The 19,188-nt window shown below is 57.3% G+C and carries 21 protein-coding genes and 1 riboswitch; of the genes, 5 read left to right on the top strand and 16 right to left on the bottom strand.

The genetic code is table 11. The features are described from left to right. The 3 genes from HY010_01150 to HY010_01140 all read right to left on the bottom strand — a co-directional run. The coding region (locus HY010_01150; protein MBI3474310.1) for a translation initiation factor IF-2 N-terminal domain-containing protein at positions 1–1,749 on the bottom strand (1,749 nt) is incomplete at its 3' end. Between the two features lie 163 nt (positions 1,750–1,912). After that, complete coding sequence (gene nusA / locus HY010_01145) at positions 1,913–3,436, bottom strand: transcription termination/antitermination protein NusA (GenBank protein MBI3474309.1); 1,524 nt, start codon at positions 3,434–3,436, stop codon at positions 1,913–1,915. Positions 3,437–3,520: 84 nt separating this feature from the next. Further along, on the bottom strand, positions 3,521–4,042 hold the full coding sequence (locus tag HY010_01140; GenBank protein ID MBI3474308.1) for a ribosome maturation factor RimP: 522 nt from the start codon (positions 4,040–4,042) through the stop codon (positions 3,521–3,523). Positions 4,043–4,440: 398 nt separating this feature from the next. On the opposite strand from HY010_01140, the gene HY010_01135 reads away from it, so the two are divergent. After that, complete coding sequence (locus HY010_01135; protein MBI3474307.1) at positions 4,441–4,938, top strand: hypothetical protein; 498 nt, start codon at positions 4,441–4,443, stop codon at positions 4,936–4,938. A gap of 43 nt (positions 4,939–4,981) precedes the next feature. Here HY010_01135 and HY010_01130 read toward each other — a convergent pair whose 3' ends face one another. After that, complete coding sequence (locus HY010_01130; GenBank protein MBI3474306.1) at positions 4,982–5,353, bottom strand: four helix bundle protein; 372 nt, start codon at positions 5,351–5,353, stop codon at positions 4,982–4,984. A gap of 109 nt (positions 5,354–5,462) precedes the next feature. Further along, positions 5,463–6,509, bottom strand: a complete 1,047-nt coding sequence (moaA, locus tag HY010_01125; protein ID MBI3474305.1) for a GTP 3',8-cyclase MoaA — start codon at positions 6,507–6,509, stop codon at positions 5,463–5,465. A gap of 49 nt (positions 6,510–6,558) precedes the next feature. Then, positions 6,559–6,706: riboswitch (molybdenum cofactor riboswitch) on the bottom strand. A 150-nt stretch (positions 6,707–6,856) separates the two neighbouring features. On the opposite strand from moaA, the gene HY010_01120 reads away from it, so the two are divergent. Together HY010_01120 and HY010_01115 are read left to right on the top strand one after the other, a co-directional pair. Next, the gene (locus HY010_01120) at positions 6,857–7,798 is read left to right on the top strand and encodes an NADPH:quinone oxidoreductase family protein (protein MBI3474304.1); all 942 of its coding nucleotides are present in this window, start codon (positions 6,857–6,859) and stop codon (positions 7,796–7,798) included. 442 nt (positions 7,799–8,240) lie between these two features. Next, positions 8,241–8,621, top strand: coding sequence for a hypothetical protein (locus HY010_01115; GenBank protein ID MBI3474303.1), 381 nt, complete (start codon positions 8,241–8,243; stop codon positions 8,619–8,621). A gap of 183 nt (positions 8,622–8,804) precedes the next feature. Here the strand turns inward: HY010_01115 and moeB are convergent, their stop codons facing one another. The 5 genes from moeB to HY010_01090 all read right to left on the bottom strand — a co-directional run bounded on the left by moeB (position 8,805) and on the right by HY010_01090 (position 12,387). Next, positions 8,805–9,974 carry a molybdopterin-synthase adenylyltransferase MoeB gene (moeB, locus tag HY010_01110; GenBank protein ID MBI3474302.1) on the bottom strand — a complete coding sequence of 390 codons (1,170 nt, stop codon included), beginning with the start codon at positions 9,972–9,974 and terminating at the stop codon, positions 8,805–8,807. A 117-nt stretch (positions 9,975–10,091) separates the two neighbouring features. Next, positions 10,092–10,367, bottom strand: coding sequence for a MoaD/ThiS family protein (locus HY010_01105; GenBank protein MBI3474301.1), 276 nt, complete (start codon positions 10,365–10,367; stop codon positions 10,092–10,094). A 162-nt stretch (positions 10,368–10,529) separates the two neighbouring features. Beyond that, on the bottom strand, positions 10,530–10,784 hold the full coding sequence (locus tag HY010_01100; protein ID MBI3474300.1) for a hexameric tyrosine-coordinated heme protein: 255 nt from the start codon (positions 10,782–10,784) through the stop codon (positions 10,530–10,532). A gap of 82 nt (positions 10,785–10,866) precedes the next feature. Further along, positions 10,867–11,313: a M67 family metallopeptidase gene (locus tag HY010_01095; protein ID MBI3474299.1), complete on the bottom strand. Its 447-nt coding sequence runs from the start codon at positions 11,311–11,313 to the stop codon at positions 10,867–10,869. A gap of 93 nt (positions 11,314–11,406) precedes the next feature. Then, positions 11,407–12,387, bottom strand: coding sequence for a cysteine synthase family protein (locus HY010_01090; GenBank protein MBI3474298.1), 981 nt, complete (start codon positions 12,385–12,387; stop codon positions 11,407–11,409). A 178-nt stretch (positions 12,388–12,565) separates the two neighbouring features. On the opposite strand from HY010_01090, the gene HY010_01085 reads away from it, so the two are divergent. Together HY010_01085 and HY010_01080 are read left to right on the top strand one after the other, a co-directional pair. Beyond that, complete coding sequence (locus HY010_01085) at positions 12,566–13,048, top strand: hypothetical protein (GenBank protein MBI3474297.1); 483 nt, start codon at positions 12,566–12,568, stop codon at positions 13,046–13,048. A gap of 147 nt (positions 13,049–13,195) precedes the next feature. Further along, a complete protein-coding gene (locus tag HY010_01080; protein ID MBI3474296.1) occupies positions 13,196–13,642 on the top strand; it encodes a DUF3225 domain-containing protein in 447 nt (148 codons plus the stop codon). A gap of 126 nt (positions 13,643–13,768) precedes the next feature. Here the strand turns inward: HY010_01080 and HY010_01075 are convergent, their stop codons facing one another. From HY010_01075 to HY010_01050, 6 genes are all read right to left on the bottom strand, one after another. Further along, a complete protein-coding gene (locus tag HY010_01075; protein ID MBI3474295.1) occupies positions 13,769–14,215 on the bottom strand; it encodes a DUF1761 domain-containing protein in 447 nt (148 codons plus the stop codon). A 101-nt stretch (positions 14,216–14,316) separates the two neighbouring features. Next, positions 14,317–14,931, bottom strand: coding sequence for a ribonuclease HI family protein (locus HY010_01070; GenBank protein ID MBI3474294.1), 615 nt, complete (start codon positions 14,929–14,931; stop codon positions 14,317–14,319). Between the two features lie 30 nt (positions 14,932–14,961). Then, positions 14,962–15,930 carry a hypothetical protein gene (locus HY010_01065; GenBank protein MBI3474293.1) on the bottom strand — a complete coding sequence of 323 codons (969 nt, stop codon included), beginning with the start codon at positions 15,928–15,930 and terminating at the stop codon, positions 14,962–14,964. Positions 15,931–15,932: 2 nt separating this feature from the next. Continuing rightward, a complete protein-coding gene (locus HY010_01060; GenBank protein MBI3474292.1) occupies positions 15,933–16,688 on the bottom strand; it encodes a metallophosphoesterase family protein in 756 nt (251 codons plus the stop codon). 64 nt (positions 16,689–16,752) lie between these two features. Next, entirely contained in the window at positions 16,753–17,706 is a 954-nt protein-coding gene (locus tag HY010_01055; protein ID MBI3474291.1) for an ABC transporter ATP-binding protein, read from the bottom strand. Between the two features lie 131 nt (positions 17,707–17,837). Continuing rightward, positions 17,838–18,680 (bottom strand): prohibitin family protein, encoded by an 843-nt coding sequence (locus tag HY010_01050; GenBank protein ID MBI3474290.1) that lies wholly within the window; start codon positions 18,678–18,680, stop codon positions 17,838–17,840. Positions 18,681–19,188 lie beyond the last annotated feature (508 nt).

The following is a 19,188-nucleotide window of genomic DNA, read 5'->3' as shown; positions in this document are numbered from 1 at the left end:
TTTCTTGACGCGATCGGGCAAGGCTTCGGGCTTATCAATTTTATTGACGGCGACGATAATCGGAACTTCCGCCGCGTGCGCGTGATCAATCGCTTCGAGCGTCTGCGGCATTACACCGTCGTCCGCAGCGACCACGAGCACCACAATGTCGGTCGCTTTGGCACCGCGGGCACGCATACGCGTGAATGCTTCGTGGCCCGGCGTGTCGAGGAAGACAATCTCGCGGCCATAGGCTGGAGACGCTTTATCCACGACCCGCACTTTGTAAGCGCCAATGTGTTGCGTGATTCCGCCTGCTTCGCCTTCGGCCACGCTGGTAGAACGAATCGAATCCAGCAAAGTCGTCTTACCGTGATCGACGTGGCCCATGATCGTGACCACGGGCGGACGGGGCACTGCTTCCGCGCCTTCTTCGCCGCCATCGGTCGTGTCCGCTTGATCCTTCGACGCTTGTTCCTCGAAGGTGATGACCTCGGTATCAGCGCCAAAGAAGCGCGCCATTTCGCTGGCAAGCTCGGCATCGAGCGTCTGGTTAATCGTCGCGAAGACGCCTTTCGCCAGCAACCGCGCGATCAGATCTTTCGCGCGAATGCCCAGCTTCTCGGCAAGATCCTTCACCGAGATTCCTTCGGTGATCGTGATATTCCGCGTGATGGGCTGCGGCTCGTTCGAAATCGTCACCCGCGGCGGCGGGGTGTAGCCCTTCATCGGGCCTTCTTTGATGCCGCGCGGAATGTAGCGCTGACCAGGACGCCGCGACGGTCCACCCGGACGAGCTCCCGGACGGGTTGGCCCCGGAGGCGCCATGGCGCCTGCACCGGGTCCTACGCCGAGAGGGCGAGAACCGGTGGGCGATTGCCGCGTGGGATGCATCGGTCGGCGCTCTCCCGGACGCAACATGGGACGAGCTCCCGGCGGCCCAGACTGCATCGGACGGGGACGCTGAAAAATTGGTTTCCCTGGCTCCGGACGACCCGGCACTGGCCGTGGCGCAGATCCCGCCGGCGGCACAGGAGCCTTATAAACGGGACGCGGTCCGGTCTGCGGCATGATCACGCGCGGCGGCGCAATCGTTGGCGTCGGCCTGGGAGCAGCAGCCTGAATTTGCGGCGCTGAAGGCGGCGGAGTCGGTGGCGTTGAAGCCGCCGGAGGAGCAGCCGGAGCCTGCGCAACCGGAGCTGCCGGGCGCGGCGGAATCGCAACTGCTGCAGGGGGTGGAGGCGTCGCAACCGGCTGAGCTGCCGGAGGCCGCGGCGTAACCACTGCCGCTGGCGGCCGTGCGGCTGCAACCGACGCTGGTGTAACCAATCTTGGAGGCGCCGTCTCTGGGGCAGGCGGGGCGGGTGCCGGCGTCTTCGCCTTCACTGGAGCAACGGGCGCTGCCGGCTTGGCCGATGCCGGAGGCACGGAAGTCGGGGGCGTCGCTACCGGACGAACTGGTGGATGAGCCGCTGCTTCGGTCTTTTGCTGGATTGCGCGCAGCACGTCTCCCGGACGGGAGATGTTCGACAAATCGATCTTGGTCTTGAAATCGTCCTCGCCACGACTGGCGCGTGAAGACTTTGCACTGCTGGAGGACTCGTCGGCGTGAGACTGGAAATATTTGCGGACCAGCACTGCCTCATGCTCTTCGATCGAGCTGGAGTGCGTTTTCTTTTCGGTAACACCGACGGCAGTCAAAGCGTCAAGAATCGCCTTGCTCTTGACTTCCAACTCGCGCGCCAGATCGTTGATTCGAATCTTGCTCATCCACCCTCTCGCCTTCTAGTTTCCGCTAAGCTCTCATATCGACCTCAGGAGTAAATCATGCTGCCCACCTGCGTCCTATCCAGATCGCGACACACAATCTTGGGGCGGAACTCCAGCCCCATCGATCGATCGACTTGCTGACCCGAGCCTGAAGGCGACCGCTTCAGTTCTTCTCTTCTTCCACAGCATCCGGCACGTGCTCGGCGTGATTGCCAGACGGTTCCGCTTCGCCAGCTTCGGGAGAATCCGCGACTGCTTCGATCTCCGCGGTATCTTCCTCTGCACCTTCCGTGGCCTCGGCGGACGGTTCCAGCGCTTCCGCTTCGGCGGTTCCTTCGGAAGCTTCCAACTCGGGGACTGCTTCCCCGGCGGACTCTTCCGTTCCTTCGGTAGCGACCTGTTCGCCGCCTTCCAGGCTGGAGAAATAATTATTGACCGCAATGCTGATTTTTTCCACCGTCTTCGGCCCGATACCCTCGATCGCTTCCAACTGCTCGGGCGTCATGTCGGCCAGCGCTTCGACGGTCGTCACACCAGCGGCTTTCAACTTCTCAACCAGTCCCTCGCCGATGCCCGGAACATTTTCAAGCGGCGTAACGCTTGCCGGAACCAGCGCCGACATTTGCTGCTCAACTTCCTGGCGCTTCTCTTCTTCGCTCTTGATGTCGATCTTCCAACCCAAAAGCTTCGCGGCAAGGCGGACATTCTGGCCCTTCTTGCCGATCGCCAGCGACAACTGCGTGTCGTCCACGACTACTTCCAGATGCTTCTCAGCGGAATCGACCACGGTCACACGGCTGACTTTGGCCGGCTGTAGCGCCTTTTCAGCGAACGTAACCGCATCTTCGTGATACTCGATGATGTCGATCTTTTCGCCGCGCAATTCGCGAATGATCGATTGCACACGCATGCCCTTCATGCCCACGCATGCGCCCACCGCGTCCACGTCTTTGTCTTTCGACATCACCGCGATCTTGGTGCGCTCGCCCGCTTCACGAGCGATCGCGCGGATCACGACCGTGCCGTCATAAATTTCCGGAACTTCGGTCTGGAACAGATGCTGCACTAACTCTGGCGCCGCGCGCGATACCACTACGCCGGGACCCTTCGAAGCTTTCTCGACGCGCACAATCACGGCACGCAGACGCTCGCCAACGGCGAACGATTCCAGCCGCGATTGCTCTTTGCGTCCCATGCGCGCTTCGGCTTTGCCGATGTCAAGAATCACATCCGGCCCTTCGATGCGCTTCACGGTCGCGTTCACCACTTCATTCACGTGGCCGATGTACTCGTTGTAAACCGTATCGCGCTCGGCTTCGCGCACTTTCTGGAAAATAACCTGCTTCGCCAGCTGGGCCGCGATGCGTCCCAGAATTCCTTCGGTCACTTTCGGGATGAGCAGTTCCCCGCCCACCTCTGCTTTAGGATCGAGCTTGCGGGCCTGCTCCACCGTCACCTGCAGGTTGGGATCTTCGATCTGCTCCGGATTCTCGACAATCGCCTTGACCGCATAGGCATTGATCTTGCCGCTATCTTTGTCGAGCACAGCGCGCAGGTTCTCCTGCGACTTGTAGTACTTGCGGGTCGCGACAACAATGGCGTCCTCGACCGCGGTGACCACGATCTGCGGATCAATCCCCTTCTCGCGGCTGACCCCTTCGATGATGTTGTAAAGCTCGCTTGCCATAAAATTCAGGTGTTCGGTCTCAGGTGTTAGGTCTTAGGCTCCAGGTTTTCCTGGGACCTAACACCTAGGACCTGACACCGCTTCTCAGATCTCGGGTACTAAGTTGGCCTTCTCTACGTTGGCCAATTCAATTTCTATTTTCGGGGCCTGTCCATCTTTCGGACGCAACTTGTGGCGGGCGACACTCAAGTCGAGCACCAGCTTGCCGTTCTCAAAGCTTTCCAGGCTGCCTTCAAAATGCCGGTTGTTATTCACCGGCTGGCGCGTCATCAACTTCATCCGATGTCCGCGGAAGCGCTCAAAATCCGCCGCCTTCGCCAACTTGCGATCCAGCCCCGGAGAAGAAACCTCCAGCACGTACGATCCGCCCGGCATCACGTCCTCAACATCGAGGATGGTTCCAAACTCGCGGCTGAAATTCGCACAGTCTTCGTGCGTTACGCCGTCCGGATGATCGGGCGACGGCGTCGCTCCCGGACGATCAATGAACACTCGCAGCATGCGATGCTTGCCCGCGCCGTGGAATTCGATGTCCGCGATTTCCAGTCCACCCGAACCCGCCACGCGATCGGCAATGCTCCGAACCTTTTGTTCATCAAAAGCCATCGTTTCAGCAACTTACATCACAATCGCCGCGCAAAACCTGCCCCAACTAAAAAGTGGGCTTGCGCCCACTGGTGTGCTTCGACAATTCCAACGCACTACGACACAACAGTTTTCATTGCCAACTATACGCCTGCGATTACGAAAATACAAACCAGGGGAGGCCTCTGGTCGGGCTTGTATCTGCCACGGACAAGATATTTACCACGGGGGACACGAAGGCCCCAGAGCACAATCGGAACAGCAAGTCTTCGAGAAACTTTGTGCCTGACTTCGCGGTTCGTGATGGGCCCGATTGCCCCGCCAGCAAGCAAACAAGAGCCTCGACTCAGGCGGGGACGGGTTACGGTGGTTTCTCTCGTAACCTTGCGAAGGGACTGCCTTTAGCTGAAACTTTTCTAATGCAGGTTTCGCGCACACATCTGGGGATTGCCATCGGCGCCGGCGCTCTGCTGGTACTGGTGTTCGTCGGCTACCTCTGGTGGCTCAGCAACCAGCCGCCGGTGCTGGCTCGCTCCGAAGAGCGCGATCCGCTCACCCACATGCCCCTTACGATCACGATGAATCCGTTTCGCGATCGTACGATCGAAAAAATTTCCGCGGCGTTCATCAAGGAAATGCGGGACGGGAATTGCCGCAAAGTTCTGGCCCAGTGGGAAAAGAAAAAAGACTATCGAAAAAAGCGCGCCGACTTCATCTGCGACTCGGAAACGCAGCACCCTCTGATTTCGTGGAATCTCGTCGAGTGGGAAGATACTCCTCCACTGATTATTCTCCACTACAAAGGTGAGCGTTACTCAAGCCCCAGCCAGGACGCGACCTACAAGGATTTGTTTTCGGTAACGCTGGAAAACAAAGACGCCGGTTGGTCGGTAACGAAGTACGACGCGTTTTATTGATCCAGTGATTAGTGGTTAGGGGTTTGTGATTAGCTTTCAAACGTCACGCCGCTTGACCGCGATCGAGGGATTTCAGAAGGCCATTCAGCATTTTCCCAATTTCATGGATGTTTGCGATGAGTCGTGAACTGTCCGCTACCGGCATGTATCCGAGATTGTGCGCGACCAGAATATGAGTCTCCAGTTCATAAAGTGATCCTCGCGCGTGTCCCAGAAACTGCTTGAATTCGCCTCGAGATGAGCGGCCTTGGCCTTCAGCTATGTTGGCTGGAACGGAGGCCGCGGATCTCCGGATTTGGCTGGTTAGACCGTAGATTTCGTGCCTGGGGAAATTGGCCGTCAGCCGATACGACTCGGTTACGAGCGTGACGCTCTTCTGCCATACAATTAGCTCGCGATAGTGGGCAAGGGGCAAATGCGCCTCCCACCGCGATAGTCCGCTTCTAGAACTCGAGTGTCAGTGACAACGCTCACCACAAGATTGGTCGGTTTCGCTAATCACTAACCACCAGCCACTGGTTCTTCTACCCCCCGATATGCACCATCGTTCTCGACGCCGGAACGAATCCTGGCTCGCCAATATGATGGCGGGCTTCTTTTTTCTCGACGACTCCGACAATAAACTCCGCCAATTTCTCGTCTGATGCACCACGTCGCATTAATTCGTACAAGTCGTGATCCCACACGGAAAATAAGCAGGTGCGAATCTTCCCGTCTGATGTCAGGCGGATGCGGCTGCAGTGTCCACAGAATGGATGCGACACAGGTGCGATGATTCCAATCTCGCCGACACCATCGTCGAACCTGTAGCGGCGGGCAGTTTCACTCCGTTCATGTGGAATTTCAACCAGTGGCTTGTATTCCGACATGCGCGCGATGATCTCATCGAGTCGAACAACAATCTCCGGGGTCCACACCCGGTCTTCTTCGAGCGGCATGAATTCAATAAAACGGACGACGACACCTTCTTCGCGCGCGAACATACCGAACGGGATGATCTGATCTTCGTTGAAGCCGCGCAGGAGCACGCAATTGACTTTGACCGGGTCGAGACCGATGCGGCGAGATTCGCGAACGCCTGCGAGCACACTCTCGAATCCGTTGGGTACCCGCGTGATGCGGGCAAAGCGCTCGGGATCGACCGCATCCATACTCACAGTAACGCGGTCCAGCCCCGCATCTTTCAACGGCTGTGCGATCTCGGCCAGTAGATGCCCGTTGGTCGTCATCGCGATATCCAACTTCTTGCCTTCGTGCGTGCGCAGCTTCGACAGCTCACGCACAAAATCCACGATCCCTTTGCGCAGCAGCGGCTCTCCGCCGGTCAGCCGGACTTTCGTGATGCCGAGTCCGACCAGAACGCGCACCATTCGCAGATAGTCGGCAAAGGGCAACTCGGCGTAGGCCGCGCCATTGGTTCCCGTACGGCAATAGACACAGCGGTAGTTGCACCGGTCCGTAATCGAGATACGGAGATCGTGAATGGAGCGGCCGAATTTGTCGGTGAGTAACACGTCGTTGGTCGTTCGTCGCTTGTCGTTGGCAACTGCGAGTCCGTAACTAGCGGCCACCGACGGCGTCTTCTCAATTCTGATTGCAGCAGGAACGCGGCAAGGGGAACTACCCTGGCGAGCGTTTCCTTTCCAAACACGGGAGGCGCAGGCGTTTCCCCCTGCACCCTCGAATGGCGCTTTTCATTGCTCGCCACTCTCGCCCTCGTTGCCATGGATTTCCAAGACAGGCGAGGGTCGGAAACTCGATTGCCATTATAGATGCTGCGAAGGGGAACAAGTGTCAGGTTTTGCAGGACAACTCTTGACATAGACAGGACGGACCCCAACTCGCCCCTCGTTTACCGAATAGCGAACGACTATCGACCAACGACGCCCCTTGCTACACTTTCCTCATGAAAGCACTCGTGATCCCTCGCTTCGGCGGGCCTGAAGTCCTGGAAATACAAGAAGTTCCTGATCCCCATGCAGGACCAGATCAGACGCTGGTAAAGGTCGAGGCCGGCGGATTGAATTTCGCCGACTTGATGACGACTCAGGGCGGATATGCTGGCACTCCCAAACCGCCGCTTGTCGCGGGACGCGAGTTTGCGGGCGTCGAGATTGCGACGGGCAAGCGCGTCATGGGATACACGCAGTGGAGCGCATTTGCCGAAACGACTGCCGGTCAACGCGCACTCCTCTGGCCCGTCCCCGACAGTTGGACTGCAGAGGAAGCAGCAGCGTTTCCGGTAAATTTCTTCACCGCATATTTCGCGTACTGGAAAGCTGGATTAATCGACAAACCGGCAGGCACTCGTGTCCTCATTCAAGCGGTTGCAGGCGGTGTGGGCACTGCCGCCGTGCAGATCGGAAAGATTCTTGGCATCGAGATGTATGGCACTTCTTCGTCAGACGATAAGCTGGCACGCGTCCGCGAACTCGGCTTGCAGCACGGCATCAACTACAAGAAACAGGACTATCAGTATGCAATCAAGGACTTGACCCACGGCGAAGGAGTCGATGCCGTGTTTGAAATGCTCGGCGGCGAGCACGTCGCCAAAGGTGCGAAATGCTTGCGCGACTTCGGACGCATCATCGTCTACGGGGCCGCGACTGGACAGCCTCCAGTGCTGGACACTCGCATCCTGTACACTAAGGGCGCAAGCGTGCACGGGTTGTGGCTGAGTTATCTGAGCCGCAATACCGCATTGATGGGCACGGCGTGGCAACAGTTGTCGCAGTGGTTGCAACAAGGCAAACTCCATCCGGTAATTGGCCAGGTGTTTCCCTTACAGGAAGCGCGCGCCGCATACACCCTCATCCAGGCAGGCCAGAACTACGGAAAGATCGTCCTGAAGATCAGCTGAGAACTCGACTTGTAGAGACGCGGCTTGCCGCGTCTTGCTCCCTCCACACACAACAAATTCATTCTGTTATGCATTCCTCAAACTCGGTGGAAGTGCTAACCCGGTCGGTCCGAATTCGTCCAAGTAGCACGCGCAACGGAAAAACGGAACTTCCTGAACAAGGGGTTCGTATCCTGAAGCGAGCTTACATGGGGTGAGTGGAGGGACAATCTCGACTTACTCGAAACACAAAAATGAGCAGGGTGACGGGACTGGCTCACACTTGGTTTGGCGGCCCAGGTGAGTCGAGTCCAGGCAAAGAGCACGAGTTCGCGGCCCGAGTCTTTTTGCGTCACCCTGACACGCGCATTGTAGGACTTTATTGAAAAAACACAAGTCCTACGTTTTAACCATTAACCAGCCGCCCTTGGAACCGGCCCGATGCCGGACAGAAGGGGTCACCATGAAATTCAATCAATTGGCAAAGAGTGCAGTTCTAGCGTTGGCCGTTCTCGTGGCAACGAGCGCGTTCGCAGGCAATACCAACAAGGGTTCGGTTCACTTCAGCGAAGGGGCACAGGTCAATGGACAAGCCGTTCCGGCAGGCGACTATCAAGTGCGCTGGGAAGGTACTGGAGCGAATGTCGAAGTGAGCTTCATGCAGGGAAAGAAACTCGTGACCAAGTCCCCGGCGAAAGTGATCGAGCTGCCGGTGTCCTCGAACAATGACGCCACGGTCATCGACAAGACTTCCAGCGCAGTCACAGAAGTCCGTTTCGCCGGCAAGAAAACTGCTCTCGCGATCGGCGCCGAAAAATCAGCCATGGGCGAAAGCACCAAGTAGAAAAAGTTTCCCCTAACCAGGCCGACAGGGGAGGCGCGTCTCTCTCCCCTGTCATTTTTTATTCGGACGCAAGAACATTGTGCCAACACCTGCGTCAACGCACTAGCATCTTGCAAGAAAAGAGAGCGCGTCAGCGCTCCCTGCACTAACTGAGACCTGAGAACCGGCAACTGGAAACTGCCATTAGTACTTGGGCATGGTCGGATCGATCTTATCGGCCCAAGCTAGAATCCCGCCGGTCAGGTTATGGACTTTCTTGAATCCAGCCTGGCGCAGGAATGTCACGGCCTTGCCACTGCGTACTCCAGATCGGCAATGGGCAACGATTTCCCGGCTGGAATCAAGTTCATGGACACGCTTGGGCAGGTCGCCCAGTGGAATCAGATGTCCGTTGAGGTTACAGATCTGATATTCGTGCGGTTCGCGGACGTCGAGAATGAACAAGTCTTTCCTGGCATCGAGTTGCTGTTTGAGTTCTTCGACGGTGATAGCTGGCACGTCAGTAGAAACAACTTCTTCTTCGCCGCGGATTCCGCAAAATTCGTTGTAATCGATCAACGACTTCACAGTAGGATTCTTTCCGCAGGCTGGGCAATCCGGACTCTTACGCAGTTTGAGCTCGCGGAACTTCATCCCCAGCGCATCGACCAGAAGAAGACGCCCGATCAAAGGATCGCCCGCTCCAAGAATCAGCTTGATGGTCTCCGTTGCCTGGATCACGCCCACGAGTCCGGGGAGAATCCCAAGCACTCCGCCTTCGGCGCAGGATGGAACCAATCCCGGCGGTGGCGGCTCAGGATAGAGGCAGCGATAGCATGGACCGTCCTCGGTCGCAAACACGCTCGCCTGTCCTTCGAAGCGGAAGATCGATCCATAAACGTTCGGCTTGCCAGTCAGCACGCAGGCATCGTTGACCAGATAGCGTGTAGGAAAGTTGTCGGTGCCGTCGGCGATGATGTCGAATTCTCGAAACAGCTCGAGCGCGTTGGCGCTACTGAGCCGCGTATCGAACGTGCGCAGGTTGATATAAGGATTAATCGCCTTGAGCTTGTCGGCCGCGGAGTCGAGCTTCTTGCGGCCCACGTCAGCAGTGGTATGGATAATCTGCCGCTGCAGGTTGGTGTAGTCGACGACATCGAAATCAACGATCCCCAGCGTCCCGACGCCCGCAGCCGTCAGGTAGAGCGCCAATGGCGATCCGAGGCCGCCCGCTCCGATACACAGGACTTTCGCCGCTTTCAGTTTCTGCTGACCCTCCATGCCGACTTCCGGCATGATCAGATGGCGCGAGTAGCGCAGGATCTCGTCATTACTTAAAACGGCTTCGGGTTTGACTTCGGTCAACGTGGCCATAAAATCCTCGATTACATTTGATTTGGTTCGGCGGCGGACTGGCGACTAGCAACAACAGGGGCGACAACAGCGCGCGGGGCGGGTCATTCGGCGATTCATGAAAGCAACGCTCATAGCCTAGCGGCCACCGGCGATCGACGGCACTATCGAAATGGTATCACCATCTTTGAGTACCGTGGCTTCCTTGTCCAGGTAGCGCATGTCTTCGTCGTTCACGTAGACATTCACGAAGGCGCGGAGTTTTTCGTCGTCCGTATAAAGATGGCGCTTCAAATCCGGATGTTGTGCGATCAGGCTGGCAAGCGCCTCGCCAACATTCCTGGCGCTAACCTCGACAGAAGGCTGTTTGCCAACGTATTGACGGAGAGGACCGGGAATCTGAATCTGCGGCATATGGTATTTAAGATGCTATCGCATACGGTACGGATTCAGAACACCAGCGCCCCCGGCATGGGACGGAAGCTCGGAGCAAAGCCCCTGCATGCCGGGCGTCGTTGAATTCGGCCAGAATGCGAACGATACAGGGTTACGAAATTCTGTGCCGATTTGTTGGGACTATTTCCGCCAATAGTCGTTGGCGGCCGCTATGGTCTGAAACTCGATAGCCACAACCTGGCTGGCAGCGATCAGACTATCTGGATTCATCCCGTATTTGGGCCTGCCCTCTTTGAGAGCGTCGAGGTCCGGCTGGATGTTGTGAATCATGTGACGAGCCATTTTTAGCGCTAAAGCCCGCCCCTCCTCCGGTGTGCTGGTAATCAACGTCCCACCCGGAACGAGGACCAACTCCGTATCAGGAACCCGCTGCATAGGCATTTTCCCCTTTTCTTGTCGAAGTAAGTAGATATTGAAGCGGTGTCCGCAAAGCAACTTTCAATCGATGAACAGCTCTCTAGTGTCGTGGCGATTCCACAATCACCGACTCATCCACGTAGTTCTTGTTCTCCTCATCGACACCTTCCAGTTGGAACGAGTTCGTCACCGCCGCCTTGCCCTTCTCCACGCTCGTAATCACGTACGAGCAACCAAACCAGTGCGCCTCCGCCAGATCCGTAGTTGACCAGCGCGCCGGATGATCTGGATGCGAGTGATAAAAGCCGACGATGTCCTCTCCTCGCGCCCGGCCTTCGCGCTGAATGCGGATCAGTTCCTTCGGATCAATGTGGTAGCGATTGTGCGGAGAGTCGTCGCGCGTATTTCCGGCGCGGGCAATGCTGGTCACCGTCTTGGAGCCATCGTCCGCGAACTGCCCCAGTAATACGCCGCAGCATTCATGAGGATACGTTTCCTCGCCGTGCTGGCGAAGCGAGGCGTAGGCGTCTTGTGGGATCGTGAGCATAGTGAGGTGAGAAGTTAGAGGTCAGATTGTAGAGGTAAAAATCGATACGGTTTGGATCGTGAGCTTTTCACCTTTGCAATCTGACCTCTGCCCTTATTTCTCGTTCCAGAATTTTTCGCCCAAATACCTCTCGCCCGAGTCGCCGAGGATCGTGACGATCACTGCAGGCTGTTGCTTCTTCAAACTCTCGGCAACTTTCATGCTGCCCACGATCCCGGCCGCGGCAGATACGCCAATCAGTATGCCTGCTTCTCGCGCCAGCTGCCGCGCCATCGCGTGCGCGTCTTCGGTGTGAATTTCCAATTGTTCGTCAGCGAGCGTGGCGTCGTATATGCCGGGTACCATGGTCGATCCCAGATGCTTGGTGCCTTCAATGCCGTGAAAGGGAGAGTCCGGCTGCAACGAGATGCAGCGAACATTCGGGTTCAACTCTTTCAGACGGCGCGTGGTCCCAACGAACGTCCCGGTTGTTCCCATGATCGCGACGAAGTGCGTAATGCGACCCTCGGTCTGGCGCCAGATTTCGTTGGCGGTGGTGTTGTAATGCGCGCGCCAGTTGGCGTCGTTGGAATATTGATCGGCATAAAAATAAATATCGGATTGTTTTTCTGCGAGCTCGTGGGCAACTCTCGTGGCACCGTCCGAGCCTTCGCCTGCATCGGTGAAGATGATATTTGCGCCGTATGCCTGTAGAATGCGCTTGCGTTCGGGAGAAATATTCTCGGGAACGCAGAGCGTAACGGGAAAGCCCAGCGCAGAACCCAGCATGGAATATGCAATGCCGGTGTTGCCGCTGGTGGAATCGAGAAGAATCTTTCCCGGCGTCAGCTTTCCAGAGCGGCGCGCTTCGGATACGATGCTGGCGGCCGTTCGATCCTTGATCGATCCACCAGGGTTGTACCATTCGGCTTTGCCGTAGAGTTGCACCGTGGGCAGATCGCAGGTCAGCGCATCGAACCGCAGCAGTGGAGTATTGCCGATGCGATCGAGCAGGCTCACTCCAGCCGGGCGCGTAACCGCAACATCGTTGGTGGCGTTTGGCCTGGCGACCGGGTTGGGATTGGCTGCCGTCACGGCGAAAAAGCTTTCATGACTAGAGTAATGTGCCTGTAATCCTGAAAAGGTATATCTATACTACGACGTTAGATTCGGTAGTATGAAGTTCGGTTTCAGGATTCCAGGGGCATCTTGAGTCCAGTACGCGCATCTAATTTTGCAAGGCAGAACTGCCAGACAAACTGAAAGCACACAAATGTCAACTAAAGTGGAAGAACGAACCTACGAAGACGCAGTCAGCTGGCTGCGCGAGCATGGCTTCGATCTGATCGAAGCTCCGGGCACGCAGAGCCGCGTGTTCGCCAGAAAATACAACGTGTCGGCAGCCATCCAGAAAACCGATGACGGTGGCGCCAAGATCTTCGCCTATCCCGGATACCTGGTTGGCAGCGAGATCTCGAAACTGGTCAACAAGGGTTATCAGCAGTTCCTGAAAACCACCAAGACCGAAGTGCCGGCGACAGCCGATCACCTGAAGGCCCTGCATCAGTTCGCTGAAGAACTGAAGGAAGCTTTGGGCACGCCCAGCCTCTACAACGAATCGTTGGGCACGGTGAGCGAGTCGTATCAGTACGACCGCATCAAGGATCGTGACAAGCCCGAAGTGGAGCGTCCGAAGCGTCCCTGGCAAGCGGTGAAGGCCAAGGCTGCGGTCGCCGTTAAGAAGAGCCGCGCTTAGTCGTCGGCCTCGCGCTTAGCAACTCTTAAATAATTCCTAAGGGGGAGAATCGCAGACACCCTGTCTGCGCTATTCTTCTGAACATTACCCGGCGCGCCCTCCGTGTGCGACACTATTTTGCTCGACCGAGTCTGTCCTGGAGGAATCATGCGCACCATCGCAATCCTGTTCACTTCAATTTTTCTTGCTATGACATGTTCCGCGCAAAGCGCGCCAACCGCGGACGTCTCCGGCGTGCGTCTAGTCATCGAACAACAGCAGGCGGCATGGAATCGCGGCGACTTGGACGCATTCATGTCTAGCTACTGGAATTCGCCGGAACTGACCTTCTTCTCCGGCGCGCACGAATCAAAAGGCTGGGAGGCAGCACTCGACCGCTACAAGAAAAGTTATCAAGGCGCCGGTCACGAAATGGGCAAACTGGAGTTCACGAACCTGCGAGTCGAACCTCTGGGAACTAACGCAGCTTTCGTCCGCGGAGAATTTCACCTGACGATGTCCGATGGGAAAACGCCGCATGGCCTGTTCACACTAATCTTCAAGAAGTTTCCTGAAGGATGGAAGATCGTCCACGATCACTCGGCGGGAGAGTGAGATGAGGTTAGAGGTGAGAGGTCAGATTGCAGAGGTTAAACCCTGCTTGGATTTGGAAGACGTATATGAGTGGCGGGATCGAGAGGATTCACCTCTGCAATCTGACCTCAAACCTCTGACCTAGCTCTACGGGTGTGGCCACTTCGCCAAGATGCCGCCCATAGTCACGTAGCAAGCCAGTTGATATCCGGCGTTGATCAGGAAGAGTTTCGTGGGCTGCTTGCCGAAGAGTGCGCCCGTCAACTGGACGGTGGCAACCAGGCCGAGCCAAACAAAAAATCCAACTTTCATCCCATACACAACGGTGTTGACGCTGGTCAGGTCGATGATCTTCGCGAGCACGATTGCGGAGACGATGGTTGCGATGAAGGTGAGCGCGTATAGCTTGCCGGCACTTTTCTGCATTTCCGCGAGCTTGTCCTTATCGTTCGGATCATGTCCCATGAGCCGCATCCACGGACGAGCGAAGAGAAGGGGCGAGTACCAGAGGAATCCAATCACCATCGTCGCCACTGCAGCGACGGCGACTGCCCACGGGTTGACTCCATCGAACGTCTCGGGTCCGAAAATCATCGCGCTGTCCTCCTACATCGAGTGCTATTAGCGCAATAGTAACCATCAGAGAGTTCTCGGGGAATAAACAACTGGGTTCCAGTTCTGGGGCTTGGAAGGGGCTAGCGGCGGACTCGAACCTGCACTCGCGTGCCGTCAGGCAATGAACCACCGGTCAGTTCCACCACTCCATTGCGAACGATGCCATCGAACTCGTCACGGACAGCAATGGTCGCAGCCGGCGCTGGCGCGGAGGTAGTGCGGCCCGACTTGCCGCGGTCCATGGCTTCGTTGGCGAGGCGGTCGGCGTCCACGTTGTGCTCGCGCATGGCGTGACGAATTTCAAAGTGGTCGAGCTTGCGAACCATTTGCTGCGCCTCGTCATGGAGCTTGCGCAGGTCCGGATTCTTCACTTTGTAGATGCCGTTCATCTGCCGGACCATCAACTCCGAATCGCTCACCACTTTCAGCGACTTGATGCCATTGCCCGTGGCATAACGCAGAACGCCGATCAATCCCTGGTACTCGGCGTAGTTGTTGGTCTGGTGGCCCAGGTATTCGCTAAGCTCCGCAACCGTGCGGCCCGCGGCATCTTGAATTACCACGCCGTATCCAGCGGGTCCTGGATTGCCGCGCGCGCCTCCGTCGATGTGGGCGGTGTGCGCGGACGTCGCCGGCTTTGCTGCGGCCGAAAAAAGGTCGGCGGGATTCGAAGACTCAGAAGAATGTGGACCCATAGGGGAAGTTTACATTGACGCCGCTCTGCCCTACGGGTGGCTGTGTCGCGAGAAGAACTCCCAGATGACTTCGCTGGCGCTGAGATCGTGATTCACTTTGCCCACGAGAAGAGCCGGCATGTATTGTTCTCCGCCCGGCCAGGTGTGGCCTCCGCCGTTGATCGTATAGACGACAAGTTCCGTACCTTGCTTGCCGTCGCCGTAGATGTCGCGGTGAACACTCGTACCGTTGGAGTCGTGATGCGGCAGATCGGAAGCGTCGGGCGTCTTACTGGTCTGGTCGTGATCAAGCCAGAAACGGACAGCGTCGGCCAGCGAAATATTGCGGCCGTTGACCTTGGCGACAGCTCCACCTTCAATGTGGACCAGCGGATCCGCGGTTCCCTGCATGAACATGACGGAGACTGGCCGCGCCGGATGGCATGCAGGAACGAGAGGTTCTGGCATGGTGGCCGCTACCGAAGCGACTGCGGCAATCTGATCGGCGAGATCGCAGGCCAGCCGTTGCGAGAAAAATCCACCGTTTGAGATTCCCGTTGCATAAATTCGCGCCGGATCGATCGAGTACGAGCGTTTCAATTCGGCGATGAGCACCCGAATGAAACCCACATCATCTGCTGGAGACAGATTGCGCCCATCACTCCAGTGGCCATTGCTGCTTTCGGGATACGCCACCACAAAACCGCGCGACTTGGCGATTTCGTCGAAGCCGGTAAAGCGAGGCATGTTGTAGTCGTGTCCCCCGCCACCGTGAAATACCAGCAGCAGCGGAAGGGGTTTCTTCTTCGTCGCCGAGCGAGGCACGTAGAGAAGATAGGACCTCTTCGTACCATCGACGCTGATCTCGCGCTTCTGATCGTCCGGATTGGCGCCTTTTCGACGCTCTCGACGCGAAGGATTCTCGCCAGGATTCAAGCCTGCCAGACTCACCGCAAGGCATGGAGTGAGAACAATCAGGAGAACGAAGAAACGGATCGGGAGCTTCAGATAGTGAGCCATATCTATCGACCAGTAGCCAGCCTCGTGGCCAGCCTTTGCGGCAAGTTCGCGGCAAGAATTTTTTCTTGCGCAATCCGCAGGTTATAGGGGACGCGGTGGAAGCTGACAATCCACGCATCCGTATCGAAAACTGCGAAAGCAGCGCGCCAGTCACCGTCTCTCGGTTGGCCGACCGATCCGGGATTGATCAGGAAGCGCAAATCGCGGCGCAGGGGCCAATCCGACGATTCGGCCTGACCGACCGTGCGATAGCCCGGACGATACGCCTCACTGATCTCGCCCTGTGCCACGAAACCGCCCTGCAAATGTGTGTGCCCGAAGAATGTAACGGGAACGACGTCGGTCATGAGCGGCTCAATCGCGTCGCGCACGCTGACCAGGTATTCGTCTTCATCCAGCGCCGATCCATGGACTAGCTGGATGCCGGGTATTTCATCGACCTGCACCGGTCCCTGCGGAAGCTTGCGCAGCCAGGCGAGATTTTCAGCAGTCAGTTGGTCGCGCGTCCAAAGAGTGGCCAGGCCGGCAGCCGCATTGAATTCCGCCAGATCCATCAGTCCGCTAACCGCTTTGTCGTGATTTCCCCGGACAAACACCTTGCCGAGCGCTCGACAACGCGCGATCACTTCATTGGGATTTGCGCCGTATCCCACGGAATCGCCAAGGTTGACGACGAGGTCATGCGCCGGAGCCGCCGCGAGGCAAGCCTCGAGGGCTTCGAGATTGCTGTGAATATCGCTGAGGACGAGGATGCGCACGGCAAAGCGAGGATTATAGCGTGATTGTGGTGAAAGAGGTCACCGGCGGAAGGTCACCTTCTCTCTAACGATTCAGCACCGGACATCGCGCATAGTGCCCCACACTGATCTCGACCAGGGGCGGCAACTGCGAACCACAGGCAGCGACGCGGTATTCGCATCGCGGCTCGAAGGGACAACCCGGCGGAAGGGCCGCGATCGGCGGGACAGTTCCCTCAATTGTGGAAAGCGGCTGGGCGCGATCGGTCGCGAGCGTGGGGATCGCGCGGAGCAGTCCTTGCGTATAAGGATGAGCCGCGGCGTTAAAGATGTGTACCTTCGTTCCTAGTTCGACCAGGCTCCCCGTGTAGAGGACTGCCACCCGGTCCGCGACGTGCGAAACGACGGCCAGGTCGTGAGAGATGAAGAGCATAGCCAAGCCGAATTTCTGGCGCAGGTCGCTCAGCAATTCGAGAATCTGCGCCTGGATGGTCACATCGAGCGCGGTGGTCGGCTCATCGGCAATCAACAATTGCGGCCGGTTGACGATCGCCATGGCGATCATCACGCGCTGTCGCATACCACCTGAAAGTTGGTGTGGATAGCTCCGGGCACGCTGTTCAGGGTCAGTGATGGCAACGTCGCGCATCCCTTCGACGGCGCGCTTCCACGCTTCGCTCTTCGATACCTCGTGGTGCGCGAGAACCGCTTCGGCAATCTGATCGCCCACCCGCATCACGGGATTTAGGGCAGTCATCGGTTCCTGAAAAATCATTGCGATGCGCGAGCCGCGAAGCGCACGCATCGACTCGGAGGGAAGCGTGGTGAGATTTGACGGCCGATTGTCGGCATCCTGGAACGTGATGTCGCCCGTCACCGTGGCCGCACCGGGCAGCAATCCCATGACAGCCAGCGATGTAATCGACTTGCCGGAACCTGATTCTCCGACCAGGCCAAGGACTTCCCCGGGAGCGATGCTGAAGCTCAAGTCCCGAACCGCCGCGAAATTTGAGAGAGCCGTCGGCCCTCGGTCGGACAAGAGTGTCCGACCCGCATTCGGGAATTGGATGGTAAGGCTCCGAACGTCGAGCAAGGGAGGCACGCAAGTTATGGTATCAGCGGTAGCGGTTCGAACTATTCACTAACCACCAATCACTAGCCACTGTTTCTTCACTGTCCCAGAATCAACGGCAGCCCATTCTTCCCGCTGCCAATCACGACGATCTTTGCGTTCGGACTCTTGGCCAGGTTTTCAGTGGCCTCGATGCCCTTCCATTCCAGCAATTGTGCGCTGATACCTTGCGCGACGATCTGTTGGAAGTCGCGGACACCCGCCGCCTCGATGCGCTTCCGTTGGGCTTCCTGAGTTTCTTTCTGAAGGCGGAAGCTCATGGCCAACGCTTCCTGTTCAGCCTGCTGCTTGGATTCGATTGACGCTTTGAGAGTAGCGGGCAGCTGAATGTCGCGAAGCAAAATGCTTTCGACTACGATTCCGCGCTGGCCAAGTTTGTCGGTAAGCTGCGCCACAATTTGCTTGGCGACCATTTCGCGCTCGCCGGAGTAGAGCGCATTGGCGCTGTGCGAGGCCGTCGCCTCTCGAATCGCAGACCGCAAATTCGGTTCAATCACAACTTCGACGTAGCCCATTCCGATGTTCTGGTACACCTGCGAAGCCTTGTCCCGGTCGAGGTGGTAGATCAGCGAGGTATCCAGGCTCATCACCAGGCCTTCGCTTGATGGCACACTGGCCGTCTCTTTGAGTTCCTGCGTGCGAATGGACATCTCGTGATTGGTCTTGAGCGGGTTGATGAGATGGATCCCTTCGGGCAGTACCTCTCCCGTAACCCGGCCAAACAAGGTCAGCACTCCGACGGCGCCAGAGTCGACACGAGTCACTGCAGAGAACAGGAAGATCACCGCGAGGAAGCCGACGATGCCCAGTCCCAGCAACTTCAGAATTCCTCCGCCCTGTACATTGATCACATTGCCCCGCGGTGGATCGAAGATCGTCATGGCACGCTCCCTGTCTCCTGCAAATTGTAGGCAGCCCAGGAGAGGCGCGTAAGTACCTGAGTGAGAACGCAAGTGCAGACGGCAATACGAGCGCAGGGACAAGTCCTAACCACGGGGATCACGGAGGACATAGAGAAAACCACGTTTGCCCCCGTGTCCTCTGTGACCTCCGTGGTGAAGATTTCTGGCAAACAGCGCCCGACCGTCGGCCTCCAAACGCGCTGCGTGAGCGCATTCCCCGAGTTTTTGCACAGACGGATTCCTCTCCGTGCACCAAGAACGAAACCGTCTCGCTGTAACAGAAAGCACAAAATACGCGATGAACACTGGCGATTTGCGGCTTCCCTCCGAGCCCGCTGCACCACTCCCGCGTCACCGGCCTGTGGACGGCGTGCACTCGATTGATCCCCAAGCACTTACAAACCCAACAATTTCGTTGACGCGGAATTTAAAGAGCGTAAAACCATAATCGTTCTTTGACACGTTCTGAAGTTTTCCCGGTTGGTGC

This window comes from Acidobacteriota bacterium (assembly GCA_016196065.1).
Classification (GTDB): domain Bacteria; phylum Acidobacteriota; class Terriglobia; order Terriglobales; family Acidobacteriaceae; genus Acidiflorens.
The sequence above is the reverse complement of the archived record's forward strand: the minus strand, read 5'-3'. Positions and strand labels throughout refer to the sequence as shown.